Origin of the sequence: Paenibacillus sp. Root444D2, from assembly GCF_001426375.1 — a bacterium.
GTDB lineage: Bacteria > Bacillota > Bacilli > Paenibacillales > NBRC-103111 > Paenibacillus_E.
Genome location: NZ_LMEO01000045.1, coordinates 753,559 through 772,515 on the forward strand (window position 1 = coordinate 753,559; position 18,957 = coordinate 772,515).

Genomic DNA, 18,957 nt, shown 5'->3' on the forward strand with positions numbered 1-18,957 from the left:
ATATCACCTGATTGCCCTGATCGTCATCCACAGCAAATTCCAGCCAGTCCTTTTCACGATGCCTTCATCCTGATCCGCAAATGCGAATTTGGAGCAGGCAGAAAGAAAATGCCCTACGAAATGTCCTCTTAAGCCGCACTCCACGTCTTCCCAACCGCCAAGGGGCTCCGCATTTGACGGGATTCCCGCTAAGGAGTATTGGTTAAACGATAAAACCGAAATCTCAATTCGCGGGCTTGGATTCGGCCTTAGCTAGTACTTGAACCGCAGTCCCTGCCTCCGCCTCAAACGAATAGGTTGATGCGTCGAGTTGCGTTGGCTCATAAATCTCCCCTTCCATCCATAATTGGATGGGCAGATTGCAACGAATACGATACACCCCTTTATAATCTGGCTTCAGATCAGCATGCTGTAATTGACCGTCCTTCCATGTTATATCTACCGTTACCGCACCGCGGGCGCGCAGCCCCGTTACTTCACCATTGGACCATGCCTTAGGGAGAGCTGGTAACAAATGAATGGCGTCAGCATGGCTTTGCAGCAGCATTTCCGCGATACCCGCAGTCCCGCCAAAATTGCCGTCAATCTGAAACGGCGGATGGTTATCGAGAAGGTTGGGCAATGTGGAGTGCGTCAAAAGGGCAGTTACATTTTCGTATGCTTCTTCCGCATCTCCCAGCCGAGCCCAAAAATTCACAATCCAGGCGCGACTCCAGCCTGTATGTCCGCCTCCGTTTGAAAGTCGTCTCTCAAGTGTCCGGCGAGCAGCAGCACTTAGGTTTGGTGTCTTCTCTGGAGTGATCTGTGTTCCCGGGTGCAAAGCGAACAAGTGTGAGATATGACGATGTCCTGGCTCCACTTCCTCATAATCTTCAATCCACTCCTGTATTTGTCCATGACGCCCAATCTGGGGCTGCGGCAGCTTATCCATTGTAAGTTTAAGCGTTGTCAAGAAGTCCATATCCGTCTCTAACTGTTCACCTGCCGCTAGACATGCGAGAAACAATTCGCGAGCAATCTGGCTATCCATGGACGGCCCATAGCAAAGCACGCCCGTTTCCCCATTCGGCAATCTATATGTGTTTTCAGGTGAGACAGAGGGGCAAGTGACAAGCACTCCACTCGGAAGTTCGACCATATAATCAACAAGAAAAGCAGCCGCTTCTTTCATCATCGGGTAAGCACGTTTCAGAAATGCCTCATTCCGCTCGAATTGATAATGTTCCCAAAGATGCAGACATAACCATGCAAGACCAAGGGGCCAATATGTCGAGGGTAGATAAAGATCCTGCGGTGCGGTATCCGCCCAAATATCAGTATTATGATGGGCAGCACTGCCACCGCACCCATACATGACTTGAGCGGTTCGGCGACCGTTTGGAATCATCCGTTCGATCAATTCAAAGAGAGGCTCATGGCATTCGGATAAATTGCAGATCTCAGCCGGCCAATAGTTCATTTGCGCATTAATGTTAATGGTAAATTTGCTGTCCCAGGCCGGCAACATATCCTTATTCCAAATCCCTTGCAAATTCGCAGGTAAAGATCCTGGTCTGCTTGAAGCAATAAGCAGATAACGGCCATACTGGAAATATAAAGCTAGAAGTGCGGGGTCTTCGGCTCCAGCCTTCATCCGTTCCAATCGTTTCGAGGTGTCTTGTTCCACAGCTTTGAATGCAGGATCAAGCCTTAACGACGTCCGCTGAAACAGTTTATTATAATCTTCAATGTGGGCTGTTAATAAATCGATATACGTCCGTGAAGCAGCACGCTTAGCATTCGCAAACGCTGCGGATTCAGGATCGGACTCTCGAAAATCCGTGGCGGCGGAAATAACCAATGTGACGGCATCGGCATTGGTCACGACCAAGTGCTCCCCAATCGTACGCATTTGACCTCCCTCTGGTTTGCACATCAACACACCGCAATAGTTGACACCTCCGCCACTATTGCCGCTCATTATGATCGAATTACCTTCTTCTGTGCGGATATGGTCTACGTATCGGAACCTTTCCCTTCCCATTCTTGCCGTAAAGGAAATTTGGCCCGGTGTATCAGCCGTCAATCGAATCACAATCGCGCCGTCCGGATAGCTCGCAAAGATCTTGCGACGATAATGAACCTCACCCGCTTTAAAGGAAATGCTGACCACTGCTTCTGATAAATCGAGCTCCCGTTCATAATCGATGACTTGGTTATCGTCTAATGTTTGGAAGTGAAGAAACAGATCGCCGAGCGGCACATAATGACGCTGGGTTTCAGGGATCGCGGTTAAGGCAAGCGAAGCGAGGGACTCGGCTTCTTTGAGCTTCCCTTCAAATATGAGGCGGCGAATTTCCGGAAGATGTGCCAAAGCATCCGGGTTATGCCGATCCCTTGGCCCTCCATACCATAAGGAATCTTCATTAAGCTGCAATCGTTCGGAGCATGCCCCTCCGAAAATCATAGCTCCCAGCCGTCCGTTGCCAATCGGAAATGCTTCGTCCCAATGCTTGGCTGGGGAGCGAAAAAATAGTCTTTCTTTGTACTCTAAACGTGCTTCACTCATGATGATTGCCCCTTCACTTTACAATCGTATTCTATTTATAATCAGCGCCTCTCAACAGACGCGCCTTCCATCTGCTTGTGAAACTTTCTTGGTGTAAAGCCCGTAATCTGCTTGAATTGACGGCAGAAGTGCTCCACGTTGTTATACCCGCAGCGTAAAGCGACCTCCGCGATGGATAGAGAGCCGTGCAACAAATATTCTTTGGCTTGGCGGATGCGGCTTGTAATCACGTCATCCATACAAGAAATCCCGAAAGTCTTCTTGTAAATTGTCTGCAAATACCCAGGACTGATACGGATAGAGTCGGCCATTCTCGGAACCGCCCAGTCCTGGCTAGGATTGCTGTAAATGGCGGTCCGAAGCGATAACAAGTTGTAGTATTTGGGCGTAATTGCTTCTTGAAAGTAAGATTCCAGCAGCTTGTTAAACAAGGTTCTCAGTAAGCAGTCAATGGATGATTCTTTATAATCTTTTTGAAAAGAGTGTTCGCTGACGAGAAGTTGAAATAGTTTGTGGCAGTATTCAGGGTCATTCAATGGAAATGGCACTCCGAATGGAAGCGATGTTTCCGTTACATACGATTCGTTGGATTCGAAACGAATCCAGTCATTCTTATATTGTTCCGCGCAGGCCTGGTAATAAATTTTTTGATGGGGATGGTATAAAACTCCACTGTGTGCTGGGTACTCCTTCAATTCTTCATTGACCCAGAACAGGGCAGGTGTATGGGTCACGACGAGCAGCCAACAGTTATGGCCCTCAGGGACATCGAACACAAAATTGCTTGCGTGTGCGGCATCATATTCAACATAGAAAATGTTGGTCATCATGATCCTCCAGTATCAAAAAAATGACAATACATCAATTATTTTTATTAGCATATATGACTGTTTGAAAACAGTCAACGAAGCAACAGAACGACGGCTCGTTTGGCATTCTTGCCTACATCGCAAACTAGATGTTCATCGAAATGGGAATGGCTCATAGTCATGGACGTCATCCGATTCCGGAATCTTCAAAGAGACCTTGGTTGAAAAACCAAGGTCGTCTCGTAAGCTTGGTCATTAACCTCTAACGCCAAAGGCGGTCTTTACCGTCACGAACATCGGCCGCTTGTTAAAATGAGAAGTTTGCCGTTTTTTTGAACCTCAATGCCACCCTCTTTGGAGATCAGGATATAGTTGCCGAATTCTTGAAATATTGTCTCACGAGGAGCTGCATCATATCGCTGGGTTGTTCCCTGGAAAACTCGGCTTGATCCGCGAATCGCATGCCGTACGCCGCCTCTGGCGTATAGGGCTCCCACCGAGACAAGTCCTCTCCCGTAGAATCTTTGCCGTTCGGATCTCCAGAACGAATGAAGTTCGCCCAGTAATTGCACATTTGGCGGGCAAGATCGTAATGTTTGCCGACGAACGGCCTCCAGCATTTGGCGAGGGTCTCGAAGAAGAACCAGAGATCCACCGAGTGGAACGTTCCAGGGTTATCCCAACCCGGGATTCCCGCATCGAAATTGTAATAGTAAAGCGGGAGATTGGCGCCGGTATCCGCATTGGCCTGTCCGGCAATCCGTATCGCGTATTCGATGCCACTTACCGAAGCTTTTTTCAAGACCTCATCGAAGTTGCCTGACGGAAATCCGCAAACCTCAAGAAATTCATTGGCATCGTCGCCGAATAAGTTAACGGCCAAGTTCTTGATCTCGTCCAGCGAATCGGCCTCCGGAGCACTGAAAAACTCGGATGACGTATGGCCGAACATCACCGGTACCTGCAAGCGCTTGTTTTGAAGGAACAATTCGAACGCGCTGCCAACACTGAACTTATTGTCGACGACGGTGCCCCAGAACGCCTTGTACTCCAGCATCTTGTCTCGGAGAGAAACCGCATCCAGCTTCCGGGCTTCCGCAAGCGAGGAAATGCCGAGAAATTCGAAGAATTGAACGCCTTCCTGTCCGGCTTCCGTTATATCGCGCAGAAACCTGGGCGTGCGGACTCCTGGGTAGAGCTCCGTGAATACCCCGCTCTGCACGATCGCTCTCTGAAAGAGGCCGTTGTTCTGCGGTGAAGTAAGCTGGCTCATGACGCTTCCGCCGCCGGCAGATTGTCCGCCGATGGTGATGCTGTTCGGATCGCCGCCGAAAGCAGCGATATTGCGTTTGACCCATCTTGTAGCAGCTTGTTGGTCGAGGTGGCCGAAGTTCGCGGGAGCTTCCGGCGATTCCGCCGTGATTTCAGGGTGGCATAGAAATCCGAACACGTTCAGACGATAGTTGATCGTAACCACGACAATGCCTCTTCGGGCGATGCGTTCCCCGTCAAACTCCATCTCGGCCGTATGACCGACCTGCAGGCCTCCTCCGAAATACCATACGTACACCGGCAGCTTTTCATCGGCACGGTTAGCCGGAGTCCACACGTTAAGGTAGAGGCAGTCCTCGTCCATGGCGATGTCCGGTTCCACGGCCCATTCCCGGGTATAAATATTGTTGTCGTCGATCTCTTGTCTGGCCTGCATCGAGACAGGCGCGAATTCGTACGCGTTGAGCACGCCCTCCCAGTCTTTGACGGGCTGCGGAGCACGCCAACGGTTCTCTCCTACGGGCGGAGCGGCAAACGGGATCCCTTTGAAACTTGTGATCCTGGGGTCGGCTGCCGGCAACCCTTGTACCCATCCGTTTTCAACGTTTACGACTCTAAGCATGCTTGATTTCTCCTTTCATTAAGCGAACTCGTTCCACGAAAGCGTCTTCGCAAGAATCTGCAAAAGATCAAAAAGATCATCGACGGACGATGTATTCGTCTAAAATCAGAAAATGAATGAGGGATATATAAGATCATACATATCCCTCATTCATAAAAAATTATTATTTTTACTTTTTAGCTAATGCATCGGCACGCATTTTAATAATCTTTTGCGCTTTTTCCGTATCCATTGCAACTACATCATTCCAGCCGAGGCCTATCACATCTTTCTTCATCATTTCCCAAAGCTTGTCGAACTCTGCTTGATTCTTTGCGAATACCATTTTCCAGGATGTGTTCTTTACATAGTCAGAAATCTGGCTGCGTTTGTTTTTAATATCTGATGAATCGCTTCCTAAACTTGTATTGATATTGGGGACGATATCGATCATCTTATGTTTCAAGTAGTAATCTGTTGCGTTTTCTGCATTATAAGTGTTCTGCCAATCCGTCGTTAGCGCTGTCTTGTTCGCTTCAATTGTTGGGCTCCAGTAATTGCTGTTATAGAACTCCCCTGTCTTTGGATCTTTGGCAAAATCGCTAATGATCATCGTGTTGAGCTTACTTTGTCCGTCCTGGTATCCGCCGCCTCCGTACTCTTCCGGAACAGGTGTATTTTTCTGGAATGCGGTTTGACCCACTTCGGTCAGCTTAAACTTGCCGTCTGCCGTCTTTTCGTAGTTGAAGCCTTCAAATCCATTCACATAGTAACGCAGGCCTTCAGGAGAAGTAGTCCAATCCATGAATTCCATGATCCGATCGGGATCATTGGCTTTGGAACCGATAGCAAAAACTCTTCCATTGCCGTAATAAGCATCACTTGCCTGAATGATGTGCGTGTCAGCGATCGGAACAGCAACATTCCCGTCACCTTTTTTACCTCTTTCAATTGAATTGTAGAACCCTGTTTCCCATGAATACCACAAGAGAAGTACCTGCTTGTTGGTCAGCTTTTCGGAAACTTTGTTCCAATCCTGGGTTGGTGAGTCAGGGTCAACCAAACCCATCTGATTTGCTTTAAAATAGAATTGCAGAATCTTCTTGTACATACTGTTGTCATCGATGAGCGGAACGATGTCGCCTTTTGCATTCAACTGGATGGTGCTGGTTCCTTCTGGCTGCTCATAACCGTACCAATTGCCTAACCAGCGTGCATTTTCCATAGTGCCTCTGCTGTCCCAATCCTTCCACAAGGTGATCGGAACGATCGGTTTACCGTCCGGAGTCTTGGGATATTTCTCATGCATTTGCTTCAGTACATTTAAAAGATCATCCAGATTGTTCAGCTTGGGAGCCCCAACTCCCTTGAAATAATCCCAAGGCATTATTGGGCTTGAGTAAGGGGTTTGTTCCGAGTATGTCGTTGGTGAAGTATCTGCCTCAAAAGTCGGCAAAGCATAAATCTTGCCATCCGGATTTACTTTTTGAAATGCTGCATTGAAAGGTTTGAAATGATTATCCACATATTTGGACAGGTTCTGCGTATTCTTGATCTTATCCGTGAGATCCATAATCAGACCAGCTGGAATTAATTCTTCCAACTGACTGTTATTGACGATCAGAAGATCGCCCAAATTTCCTGCTGCCGATCTTGTCTTGTATAGCTGATCGCCGGCAACCTGCGGAGCAAGAATGTTCAATGTGATATTGAACTTATCCTTAATAAGCTTTCCATACCACCCTTTCTGCTCGCCTTGATAATTTGCTGCATTATCAAAAACGGTAATGGTCAGCGGTTTACTGTGATCTAGCTCTGTACTAGCCTTGGATGTAGCTCCAGTACCGGAGTCTGGTGACTTACTTGGTGCCGTTGATGCAGCCTTATTGTTAGATTCGCCTCCACAGCCGGTCAATGCTACCGAAACCATGAAGAGGCTGGCAAACAACATCAACATCGATTTTTTTACTGCTTTACTCCGCTTACTCATGTTCAACCCCCCAAATTCTTTCAATTTATTATAACGGTGTAAGTTATCCCTTCACTGCACCGATCATAATCCCCTTTACAAAAAACCTTTGGAAAATCGGGTAAATCAACAAAATAGGCGCTACAACAATAATGGTCACCGTCATTCGAATTGAAGTAGTGGTTTGCTTTGTTGCCAGACTTGTTATGGCTGTCGAACCGGCATTCTGCAGGTTTACCATGCTGGATATGGAACTTGCCTGATTAATATAGTTATATAGAATAAACTGCAAGCTATATAGTTTGCTCTCCGTAACCAACAACAACGTGTCCTGGAAGGAATTCCATTGATCCACTGCCGCAAATATGGCAACCGTAGCCAATATAGGCTTACAGATGGGCAACATGATTTTGAAAAAAAGGGTCATGGTCCCGGCCCCATCGATACTTGCCGCATGTTGCAATTCCTTCGGCGTTGATTCCACGAAAGTCTTTACAAGAATGATGAAAAACGGTGCTACGATTGTCGGCAGAATATAGGCCAAAAAATTGTTTGTCAGATGCAAAGACCTCATTGTCAAATACCATGGAATAACCCCGGCATTAAAAAACATGGTTAAAACCGTATAGCGATACCAAAATTTTCTCCTCCACATATCCTCCTGGGTAAACATGAATCCCAAAAATGCGGAAGCCCCTACCGTCAAAGTGGTTCCGATCACGGTCCTTCCTACAGATACAACGGCTGCATCCCACAACCCCGGTATTTTAACCACATCCACGTAGTTATGGAATTGGATTTGTATCGGGTAAAAGATAACATCACCTTTGGCACTGATATCGTTTGCACTTATCGTATTAATAATGATCGAGTAAAATGGATATACACAAATAAGCGCATACAGGGAAAACAGGAAATATATTAAAACAGTCATCATTTTATCTGTTGGGCTGACCTGGACTTTCATTTTTCTAGTGAGATGGCTGCCAGGCACTTTATCATTCGGCGCCAGACCTACTGCTGTATCACTCATACAATGCTCTCTCCTCTTAGTCTTTTTGATAGTCCGTTTACAGAAAAGAGAAGTACAACACTAATCAAGCTCTTTAGCATACTGATCGCGACGGACACGGAATAGCTGCCGCCCCCCATTGCCAGGTTGTAAACATATAAGTCTAAAGCCTGTATGGAATCCTTGTTAAATGCATTTTGAAATACGAAATATTGCTCCAAGCCATTATTCAGAAAACTCGCAATTTGCAGCATCAACAAAACAAAATAGGTCGGCACCATACTCGGCAATACGACATGCCAGATCACCCGCATTCTTGTCGCGCCGTCTACATAGGCCGCTTCATATAGAGAATCATCTATACTCATAATCGCCGCTATATACAATATGGCTGACCAACCCAATGTTTTCCAAGTCGTCCACATCCACATCATAATCCAAACATGGTCGGAGTTTTGAAGAAGTAATATCGGGGAATCGATAAATCCAAGTTGTTTCAAAAGGCCGTTGACTATACCGTCACTAGAGAACATTGAAAATGCCAGTGAATAGACCAATACCCAGCTGATGAAGTTCGGCAAGGTTGTTACTGTCTGAATAAACCTCCGGAAACGTACGGATTTGATCTCAGTCAGGAATATGGCAAAAATCATTGGAAGCCAGGAGAATAGCAGATTCAAGCCACTCATCCCAAACGTATTCTTGAGTATTTGAAGCGTTTGATCGATCTTTACTTGGTTTTCGACCAAGGTATGGAACCACTTCAGACCAACAAACGGCGATTGGGACAGCGGAATCGGCGGCGTATAGTCAAAGAATGCATAAACCCAACCATATAGCGGGTAATAGGCAAAGACACCAAGTAAAACCATAAAAGGCATAATAAAGAGGAATTTCATTATTGAGATGCTTTTCTTGCTGTATTTTTCTATTCGTACCATGTCAGGCCCCCTATTTTATATTCAACGTATTTATTGACAAATAACAATATCCAAAAAAATACAAAGTGCCGAAATTGCAGTTTCATTCTACTCAAGCTCAAAAGGTCATCTATGAATTTGAGGACCACCATGTGTTGATAGCGTTTTCATTCAGTTTCGTTAAAGCTATTATAAGATATCATTTTTTTCAAAACAATGACCTATTCTCATCGATTATTGATCTATTCTCATATTGCTCGGTGAATCACGATGATTGCATCTATGAACAGTGGAGAAAAGATCAAATATCCATATACAAGCAACCACAAGCTATAGCTGAAGAAAGCCACATATGGTTTAATACGTGAAAAAAGCCCAGATTCCTAACACTAGGAACTCCGAGCAGATCCGTTGGTATACGTTGTCGGCTCCCCAATTGCAGGCGGAGAACAGGATGTCCCGCCCGCAGTTTTTAAGGGCCAAAGCCAAAATTTTTTCGTTAATAAGGAGCGATCGTCCGAATCGTACCATCTTCGTTATAGTATAACTCCGTATATTTGACGCAACGCTTGTGGTTAACGCCTTCGGACAAAGAACTGTCGTGGTAAAATAAGTACCATTTGTCTTCGAACTGGACAATGGAGTGATGAGTTGTCCAGCCGATAACCGGAGTTAAGATCGTGCCCTTGAAGGTATACGGTCCCAACGGATTCCGGCTGACGGCGTATACTAATTTATGGGTCGTGCCCGTGGAGTAGGACAAGTAGTACCAGCCATTATATTTGTGTACCCACGGTCCTTCAAAATAGCGTCTATCCTCGTCTCCAGAGAGAATCGGGCCGCCGTTTTCATCAACAATCGAAATTTCTAATGGAGCGGTTTGAAATGATAGCATGTCCTCGCTCAGCAGAGCGACCCGAGGACCTATCGCAGGCGCATCCGCCGCCGGTCCCACTGCTTCCGGCTCGAAAGTACTGGTCTGCCATTTTTCCAATTGGCCGCCCCAAAGACCGCCGAAATACATGTAAGCCCGATTGTCGTCATCAACAAACACGGCTGGGTCGATACTGAAGCTTTCCTCGATATAAGACGGTTGAGGAAGAAAAGGACCAGCCGGCGATGAGCTGGTCGCCACACCGATTCGAAAAATTCCATCATGATCCCGGGCAGGAAAGTACAAGAAATAGGTGCCGGCCTTAAAAGCAGCATCAGGAGCCCAGAGTTGTTTGGAAGCCCATGGAATATCCTTTAGATGAAGGACCTGTCCATGGTCGATGACGGGGGACTCGAAGCCATCCATGGATAGAACATGATAATCTTCCATTGCATATTGATCCCCATTGTCATTATCAATACCGTCATGATCGAGATCGTGTGACGGGTAGATGAAAATTTTCCCTTCAAATACGTGCGCCGAAGGATCGGCAGTAAAGATATGGGTGACAAGCGGGTGATGAGGTTTCGGTAGCTTGTGCATAATTGCGCTCCTCTTTATAGATTTGATTTTCTCTTACACCTTTATTATGAGACCTTGTATGCGATTACAAAATAAATAGATTAAAGATCTATCCCCCCATAAATAAAGAAAGATACGGGATAACGTATTTAGAACACTTGCATAAAACAGCACCTCCTTGTCAGTTAATTACCAACCGACAAGGAGGCGCTGCTCTTTTAATATGTGATTTGGCTTCCGTTGGACCAGCTTTTAATCCGCCATTAAATTTGATTGTTCATGCTGTCCTCTTATCCGATTAATGGCGAAAGCGGAAAACAGCCACAATAAAAAAGCATTTATGCCATCTATGCCCTTAATAACTTCGAGAAGCGATCTCCTTCTCTGCCGTTACTTGTGTAAATACATTTTCTGGGGTAACAATTCGTTTAGGTAGTGTGCTGCCTTTCACGACTTCCTTCACAGCCTGAATGAGATTAGGACCCAGCAACGGATTACACTCAACCACTAAATTAATTTTACCCTCATTCATCTTTTCGAGTGCCTTCCTTGTTCCATCTACGGTGATGACCACAATATCTTTCCCTGGAACTAACCCGTACTCTTCGATCGCCTCTAATGCACCGAACGTCATATCATCGTTATGGGAATATAAAACACGAATATCCCTGCCTTTTTCTTGCAGAAACTTCTTCATCACTTGTTTGCCTTTCGCGACTGTGAAATCCGCGTTCTCACTCTTCAGAAATTGCAAATCACTGCGCGAAGAGATAACGTCACGGAATCCCTTACCCCGAGCTATGGAAGGCGTTGATCCTTCGGTACCTTTCAGTTCCACAATGCCGATTGGCTTATTCGTTTTTGGGAATTTATCTAATAAGTACTTCCCTGCTTTACGGCCCTCTTCATAAAAATCAGAACCAATATGCGTCACATACAGAGATGAATCAGAGACATCTACATAACGATCAATAATAATTACTGGGATCCCTGCCTGTTTAACTTCTCTTAAAATCGGCTCCCACCCCGTTTCTACAACAGGAGCAATTGCGATAACATCGACTTTCTGTTTTACAAACTCTTGAATGGCCTCAATTTGCTTTTCTTGCGATTGTTCTGCATTTTGAAAGTTGAGTTCGACATCTGATTCAGCTGCAGAATTTTTAATGGATAACGTATTGGCAAGACGCCATTCACTTTCTGACCCTAGTTGTGAAAATCCTAAGATGGGTTCCTTACTTATGGGAGTCGCTATGGACACAACATGACTTTCTTCCTCAACATTAGTAGTAGTCTCATTCACTTGAACTTGCTCACAGCCAAAGATCAGCACTAGAATGCTCATTGTCGCGATAATTTTCATAAGCGCTAACAACGTAGTTTTCGGTCTACTGAAATGCATAAATTCATGTTCCCCCTTAAAAATTATTCCGTCTGAAAATGAGACATGTCTCTCTAGATACTTCGAATATAGCCTGACCACATATCGTTTGTACATAGTTTAATTTGTCTAGGGAAACGGTAACATCTGTAGAACGTGTTAATAACTGATCCATTTCTTCTTGAATTCTTGTAAATAATTTGTATACCTCATATATGCTGTTAACCTTCAAGTTAAATCAAACAAAAAATAGCATTATTCGACAATATATGTCAATTAATGCCCTTCCTTCGACTCTCTACCTACGTTGAACCCAACTTCGTTGACTTAGCAAACGTTGTAAGATAATAAACATAAACAATAGAATACCAATGACAATCTTTGTCCACCAAGAACTTAAAGTCCCTTCAAAGCTAATAATGGTTTGAATGACACCTTGAATCATAACACCAAAGAAAGTTCCTACAATGTATCCAACGCCTCCAGTGAGAAGAGTGCCACCGATCACAACTGCTGCGATCGCATCCAACTCCATTCCCATCGCATGCAAGCCATAACCTGAAAGCATGTAGAACGTAAAGACCACACCCGCAAGTGCTGAGCAGAATCCACTAAAAACATAAATCAACATTTTGGTTCGTCCCACTGGTAAACCCATCAGTAAGGAAGATTGTTCACTTCCACCTAAAGCATAGGTATTTCTGCCAAAACGCGTGTAATGTGCCATATAAAAGCCTAAAAATACAACCAATAAAGCGATGATGACACTTATGGAAACAAAGTTACCTCCAGGCAAGCTTATCTTCGTTTGAGCGACGCTTGTATAGAAGCCATTATCAATGGTAATTGTATTAATGCTAATGATGTAACACAATCCCCTGGCGAGAAACATCCCTGATAACGTGACAATGAAGGGCTCGATCTTGAAATAATGAATGATGGCCCCCATTCCCCAACCAAATAAAGCGCCAATTAACAATACCATGGGTATGACTAGGCCAGGCGGCCAACCCGCTTGGACTAAGCTTGCAGAAATCATTGTGGTTAAGGCAATGACAGAACCGACCGATAAATCAATACCTCCAGATACAATAACAAATGTCATTCCAACGGCAGTTATTAATAAAAAGGCATTATCAATTAGCAGATTCATCAACACTTGTAAGGAGAAGAAGCCTGTATATCGGAAGGATCCAATAGCAAACATTAGTATAAATAATCCAATGGTCACGAGTATGGGGATATGCTGTTTCTTAAGCATGCTGCTTAACCTCCCTTTCTCCCGGATAATGGCGCGTTTTCCAACGGAAAGCAATCGATTTACGGAAAGATTCCGATTGAATTAAGCATACAACTAGAACTACGAATGCTTTTACAACTAGCGTTATTTCTGGTGGTACACCAATCATATAAATCGTCGTGGTAAGCGTTTGAATGATCAGCGCTCCAACTAATGTTCCTGCTAGGTAAAAGCGTCCTCCTGTAAGCGCTGTTCCGCCAATAACTACAGCTAGGATCGCATCTAATTCGTACCATAGTCCAGCATTATTTCCATCTGCGCTTGATACATTCGAGCTTAGAATCAGACCCGCGATTGCGGCGCATAAGCTGCAGAACATGTATACGAAGAACATAACCGTCTTCGATTTCACACCGGCAAGCTTACTTGCCGTTGGTTTACAACCAACGGATTCAATAAATAAACCGAGTGCTGTTTTTCTTGTTAAGAGATAAGCGATAAGGAATACGATAGCAACGATGAATATGGAAAACGGAAGCGTCAATATTGATCCTGCTCCAATGAACTTATAGTGCGGATTGGAAATTGTAATAATTTGTCCACTTGTTATCAATTGAGACACACCGCGCCCGGAGACCATTAAGATTAGCGTGGCGATAATCGGCTGCATCCCAATATTAGCAACTAAGAATCCATTCCAAACACCTAATACAATCGAAATCAATAAAGCAGTACCAACCGCAATAATGATGACATTCACTAAGCTGCCATCTCCATTGCTGATCATGAGGCACGCTATGGCTCCTGAAATCGCTACTACTGAACCTACGGAAAGATCGACACCTTTCGTAGCCGCAATGACTAGTGTCATGCCAATGGATACAATCATTAGTGGAGATCCAAAGTTTAGAATATCAATTAGACTTCCATAAAGGTGTCCATCCCGCATTTTTATCGCAAAGAAATCAGGGGAGTAGATTAAGTTAAATACTAAGAGTGCACATAAAAAAGTTAGTGGCCAAAACAAATGATGCTTAACCATGTCTATTAACCTCCCGCAATTGCCTTCATGACATTTTTCTGACTAATCTCATCGCCAACCATTTCTTTCACCTTGTGACGATCTCGTAGTACGACGATTTTATGACTGACACGTAAAACTTCCTCTAATTCGGATGAAATAAATAGGACTGACATCCCTTTTTGAGCTAAGGATAGAACTAATTTCTGAATCTCAGCTTTAGCTCCAATATCAATTCCCCTTGTAGGTTCGTCTAGAATCAATAAATTAGGATCCGTGAGCAACCAACGAGCAAGCAATACTTTTTGTTGATTCCCGCCGCTTAAATTCTTAATCAAATGTTCGGGGTTAGGTGGATTAATGTTTAAAGCTCGAATATATTCATCCGCTATTTCATCCTGACGTTTTCTTGAGATGGTTTTAAACCAACCTTGGGATGCTTGAAGTGCTAGTATAATATTTTCTCGAATGGTCAAATCATCAATAATACCTTCTAATTTACGGTTTTCGGAGCAAAATGCGATGCCTTGATCAATAGCTTGCCTTGGTGAATGAACCGCATCACTTGAACCTGCAATTGTCATTTCGCCAGAATCAGCCTTATCTGCAGCAAAGAATAATCTAGCTAATTCGGTTCTTCCAGAACCCAATAAGCCCGCTAAACCAACAATCTCTCCTTTATGAATCGTGAGATCAACAGGTTCAATGGAACCTTTTTTCCCAAAATCAGTTGCTTGAATTAATACTTCACTATGAACTTGTGCTGCTACATCACCTTTAGGCAGCTCTTCTAATAGCTCAAGGTCTTTCCCAATCATCTTGGAAACCAGCTCTATACGAGGAAGCTCTTTAGCTAAATATTCCCCAATAAACTCTCCATTTCGGAGTATGGTTATTCGATCTGAAATGTCATAAACTTGATCCAAAAAATGAGTGACGAAAAGAATCGCAAGTCCTTCATTTTTCAATCTCGTCATGACAGAAAATAGTTGTACAACCTCGCCTCTATCTAAGCTGGAGGTTGGTTCATCAAGAATTAACACTTTTGCTGAAATACTCAAAGCTCTTGCAATAGCTATAAGTTGTTGAACAGCTACTGAATACACATGCAATGGTTGTGTAACGTCTATTTCGAGATTCATTCTCTTTTTCAATAATTGCCCAGCATCTTCATTCATTTTTTTCCATAAAATGCGACCGAAACGACGTGGTTCACGCCCAATATAGATATTTTCAGCTACGGACAGGTTCGAACAAAGGTTAACCTCTTGATAAACCGTACTAATGCCTGCATTTTGCGCATCAAGCGGGCTAAGAATTTTAATTGGCTTTTTATCCATCTCAACGACACCCTGATCGATGGAGTGAACACCTGTAAGTACTTTAATTAGTGTGGACTTACCTGCCCCATTTTCACCCATTAATGCATGAACTTCTCCTGGGAACAATCTAAAATTAACGTTAGTTAACGCCTTAACACCCGGAAACTGCTTATGAATTCCGGTCATCTGCAATACCGGACCTCCCTGTTTCATAAAGCCACTCCTCTCCTATATGAACAAGAGCCACTCCATACTAGCAAGATGGAGCAGCTCTGCCCTTTTTATTTATGGTTACAATGATGTAGACAATCTCTTAGTACTGACGATTCGGCAATTCACGTTTAGCATCTTCTGAAGTAAATACGCCTTCTTTCGTAACAATTCGTTTCGGCAGCTCTTTACCGCTAAGTACATCTTTAGCAGCTTGCATTAATTGTCCACCAAGTAGCGGGTTACACTCGACGATGAAGTTAATTTTCCCTTCGCTTGCCGCTACAAAGCCGTCTTTCACGCCATCAACTGAGATAATAGTGATATCTTTACCTGGTTTAAGTCCTGCTTCTTCAATAGCTTGGATAGCCCCGAGTGCCATATCATCGTTATGTGCATAGAGAACATTAATGTTCTTATTGGCTTTCAAGAATGCTTGCATAACCTCTTTACCTTTGGCACGCGTGAAGTCACCTGTTTGTGAAGCAATGATTTTAAGATTAGGATTTGATTTAATAATTTCGCCAAATCCAGCTTTACGATCATTCGCAGGAGCAGAACCTGTTGTTCCTTGAAGCTCTACGATATTAACTGCTTCTTTCGTATCCTTATATTTGTCAACTAACCATTTCCCTGCGCTACGGCCTTCTTCTACGAAATCCGAACCAATGAACGTTCTGTAAAGGGAAGTGTCTTTGGAATCTACTGCTCTATCCGTTAAGATAACTGGAATGCCAGCATCTTTTGCTTCTTTTAATACTGTGTCCCAACCGGACTCTACGACTGGTGAGAATGAGATGATATCTACTTTTTGTTGGATGTATGTACGAATAGCTTTGATTTGATTTTCTTGTTTTTGTTGAGCATCGGAGAATTTCAATTCAATGCCGGCTTCCTTCGCGGAATCTTGAACTGATTTAGTATTAGCTGAACGCCATCCACTTTCAGCACCTACTTGCGCAAAACCCATTGTGATTTTCTTGTCCGCTTTAGCAGTAGCCACCGCTGCTGTACTTGGGCTTACAGTCGCCGCTGCAGATGTACTGCTTGCTGTCTTGCTTTCTCCTGAACTACCACAAGCTGCTGTGAACATCATCATTACTGAAGCTACTAATACTACCCCTAGAGACTTTTTCATTTATTTTTCCTCCCTTATTTCACCTGTTTGCTTGGTGTAACTAAAGTATAGGGACGAATCGTGTAAGGGTATACGGAGTTTCGTTGACACTTCTTATAAATTTTTATTCACTTTTTGATCTTCCGAAATAAAAACAGTATTTTTTTATTCAGAAAGTGCAGTTTTTTGTTTGATGATTGCGTTTTCAAAACGATTGATTCATAATTTGTAATAAGATTTCGATAAGTCAGAACGAATGAAAGGTTAACCTATTATGGGTATATATCGGAAAATAACTTCTAGCCTTCGTGCCAAACTTTTGACGATGTTTGTAATACTGACTTGTCTTCCTTTAATTGTCGTAGGTCTTATTTCCTATAATAAGTCGTACAAAGTGGTATATACGAACAGTAAGTCTGCAACTATGATGCTTTCAGCACAATTAGCAACGAACATTGATAATGTATTTACAGATACGAAAAAACTCCTTGAATTAAAAAAAGATCCAAACGTCTTACATTTTTTATTTTCACAAACCTCTTCTAATTTAGATGCGCGTGAAATTTTGCAAACCATGTCATCGTATCGACAAACGTACCAATATGATAGTGTTCTTAACATCACGATGATTAACCTATATGGTCGAGGGATTAGTGAGAGGAAAGGTGTATTTCAACTAGAGAGAAACGCTTTGCGAAATCCGCATTTCGAGTATCTGATCCAACATCCAGAGGCTGTCTTGAACATTCCTCCGGTTGATCCATCTGCATTGGCACCATTGGACGGTTTTCAATATAAGAAGCAACATATTATATCGATCGTTTCTACAGTTAAACAACGAGCCACCCATGAAGTGATTGGCTTTATTATTATTGATGTCGATGACAGCATCGTGAAACAGTTTTGTGATAACGTCACGATAGGCACTAGCGGATTTTTCTATGTAGCTGATAATAATGGCAATGCTATATTTATCCCGTCCAAGGCTTCCAATTCAACTAAATGGCTGCAACACGAAGATATTCCTACAATTATTAAAAGTGAAAATAAAGAATTCATTGATAATACACAAGGAAAACCAGAGTTTATTGTAACATCCCCCTCTAAATCTACCGGTTGGAATATCGTGGGAGTCGTGCCGCTTCAAGAAATTGTTGAGGAAGCCAATTCCATTCGTCAACTCATTATCATAAGTGTTTTACTCAGTATCATCTTTGCAATCACGTTACATCTGTTCGTCTCCACGCGCTTGACAAGACCCGTGCGTATCCTAAAGAATAAAATGCAGCTCGCTGCATCTGGTTTTCTTGAAGCTAAGGTGGTGCTTGCTGGAACGGATGAAATCGCTGACTTGGGTAATAGCTTCAACATCATGATTGGGAAAATTCGCATGCTGCTTGACCAGAGTATTCGAGAACAACAGGAGATCCAAAAATCAGATCTTAGGGCACTACAAGCTCAAATTAACCCTCACTTCTTGTACAATACGCTGGATTCCATTCTTTGGCTGGCACAATCTGAAAAGAAGGATCAGGTTGTCCAGATGGTCATGGCTTTATCTAAGTTATTTCGTATTAGCTTAAGTAAAGGTAAGGATCTGATCACACTTGAGAAAGAAATTGAACATCTTCAAAGCTATCTAACCATTCAGCAGATGCGGTATAGAGATATTTTAGATTATCAAATTGATATTGATTCAAGCCTGCATTCCTTACATATCCTGAAAATGACGCTACAACCCATTGTTGAAAATGCACTCTATCATGGACTTAAAAATAAGCGTGGCAAAGGTTTGATCCGAATAACCGCTGCATTGGAAGATGAAGACAATTTCTTGATAAAGGTTGAAGATAATGGGAAAGGCATTTCGGAAACTAGGCTTCAAGAGTTACGAAAAGATCTAATGGAACCTCATGTCCCACAAGTAACGGGGAATGAAGTTTCTGGTGGATTTGGATTACACAATGTGCATAGACGGATTCGTATCTATTATGGGGAAGCTTATGGCGTTCAGATTAACAGCAGCGAAGGTGAAGGCACCGATGTCACCATTCGAATACCGTGTACATGGGGGTGAGT

General features: G+C 43.5%; 14 protein-coding genes. 1 reads left to right on the top strand and 13 read right to left on the bottom strand.

What is annotated here, in order from left to right:
- Window positions 1–3: 3 nt before the first annotated feature.
- The 13 genes from ASD40_RS39275 to ASD40_RS24725 form a co-directional block, all read right to left on the bottom strand.
- Window positions 4–228, bottom strand: a complete 225-nt coding sequence (locus ASD40_RS39275) for a beta-L-arabinofuranosidase domain-containing protein (RefSeq protein WP_327205307.1) — start codon at window positions 226–228, stop codon at window positions 4–6.
- On the bottom strand, window positions 224–2,548 hold the full coding sequence (locus tag ASD40_RS24670) for a glycoside hydrolase family 95 protein (RefSeq protein ID WP_057305785.1): 2,325 nt from the start codon (window positions 2,546–2,548) through the stop codon (window positions 224–226). The genes ASD40_RS39275 and ASD40_RS24670 overlap by 5 nt, the downstream gene beginning before the upstream one ends.
- 41 nt (window positions 2,549–2,589) lie before the next feature.
- A complete protein-coding gene (locus tag ASD40_RS24675; protein WP_235549366.1) occupies window positions 2,590–3,378 on the bottom strand; it encodes a helix-turn-helix transcriptional regulator in 789 nt (262 codons plus the stop codon).
- 340 nt (window positions 3,379–3,718) lie between these two features.
- On the bottom strand, window positions 3,719–5,251 hold the full coding sequence (locus tag ASD40_RS24680) for a carboxylesterase/lipase family protein (RefSeq protein WP_057305787.1): 1,533 nt from the start codon (window positions 5,249–5,251) through the stop codon (window positions 3,719–3,721).
- A gap of 169 nt (window positions 5,252–5,420) precedes the next feature.
- Complete coding sequence (locus ASD40_RS24685) at window positions 5,421–7,220, bottom strand: hypothetical protein (RefSeq protein WP_057305788.1); 1,800 nt, start codon at window positions 7,218–7,220, stop codon at window positions 5,421–5,423.
- A 43-nt stretch (window positions 7,221–7,263) separates the two neighbouring features.
- Window positions 7,264–8,232 carry a carbohydrate ABC transporter permease gene (locus tag ASD40_RS24690; RefSeq protein WP_156390181.1) on the bottom strand — a complete coding sequence of 323 codons (969 nt, stop codon included), beginning with the start codon at window positions 8,230–8,232 and terminating at the stop codon, window positions 7,264–7,266.
- Window positions 8,229–9,152, bottom strand: a complete 924-nt coding sequence (locus ASD40_RS24695) for an ABC transporter permease subunit (RefSeq protein WP_200957461.1) — start codon at window positions 9,150–9,152, stop codon at window positions 8,229–8,231. Before ASD40_RS24695 ends, ASD40_RS24690 begins: the two co-directional genes overlap by 4 nt.
- A 478-nt stretch (window positions 9,153–9,630) precedes the next feature.
- Window positions 9,631–10,608, bottom strand: coding sequence for a glycoside hydrolase family 43 protein (locus tag ASD40_RS24700; RefSeq protein WP_057305789.1), 978 nt, complete (start codon window positions 10,606–10,608; stop codon window positions 9,631–9,633).
- Between the two features lie 334 nt (window positions 10,609–10,942).
- On the bottom strand, window positions 10,943–11,989 hold the full coding sequence (locus ASD40_RS24705; RefSeq protein WP_235549367.1) for an ABC transporter substrate-binding protein: 1,047 nt from the start codon (window positions 11,987–11,989) through the stop codon (window positions 10,943–10,945).
- Window positions 11,990–12,266: 277 nt separating this feature from the next.
- A complete protein-coding gene (gene yjfF, locus ASD40_RS24710; RefSeq protein WP_057305790.1) occupies window positions 12,267–13,229 on the bottom strand; it encodes a galactofuranose ABC transporter, permease protein YjfF in 963 nt (320 codons plus the stop codon).
- Window positions 13,222–14,250, bottom strand: coding sequence for an ABC transporter permease (locus tag ASD40_RS24715; RefSeq protein WP_057305791.1), 1,029 nt, complete (start codon window positions 14,248–14,250; stop codon window positions 13,222–13,224). Before ASD40_RS24715 ends, yjfF begins: the two co-directional genes overlap by 8 nt.
- Window positions 14,251–14,255: 5 nt before the next feature.
- Window positions 14,256–15,764 (bottom strand): sugar ABC transporter ATP-binding protein, encoded by a 1,509-nt coding sequence (locus ASD40_RS24720; RefSeq protein WP_057305792.1) that lies wholly within the window; start codon window positions 15,762–15,764, stop codon window positions 14,256–14,258.
- Between the two features lie 100 nt (window positions 15,765–15,864).
- A complete protein-coding gene (locus ASD40_RS24725; protein WP_057305793.1) occupies window positions 15,865–16,899 on the bottom strand; it encodes an ABC transporter substrate-binding protein in 1,035 nt (344 codons plus the stop codon).
- A 253-nt stretch (window positions 16,900–17,152) separates the two neighbouring features.
- On the opposite strand from ASD40_RS24725, the gene ASD40_RS24730 reads away from it, so the two are divergent.
- Window positions 17,153–18,955 (top strand): cache domain-containing sensor histidine kinase, encoded by a 1,803-nt coding sequence (locus ASD40_RS24730; protein WP_057305794.1) that lies wholly within the window; start codon window positions 17,153–17,155, stop codon window positions 18,953–18,955.
- Window positions 18,956–18,957: the final 2 nt, after the last annotated feature.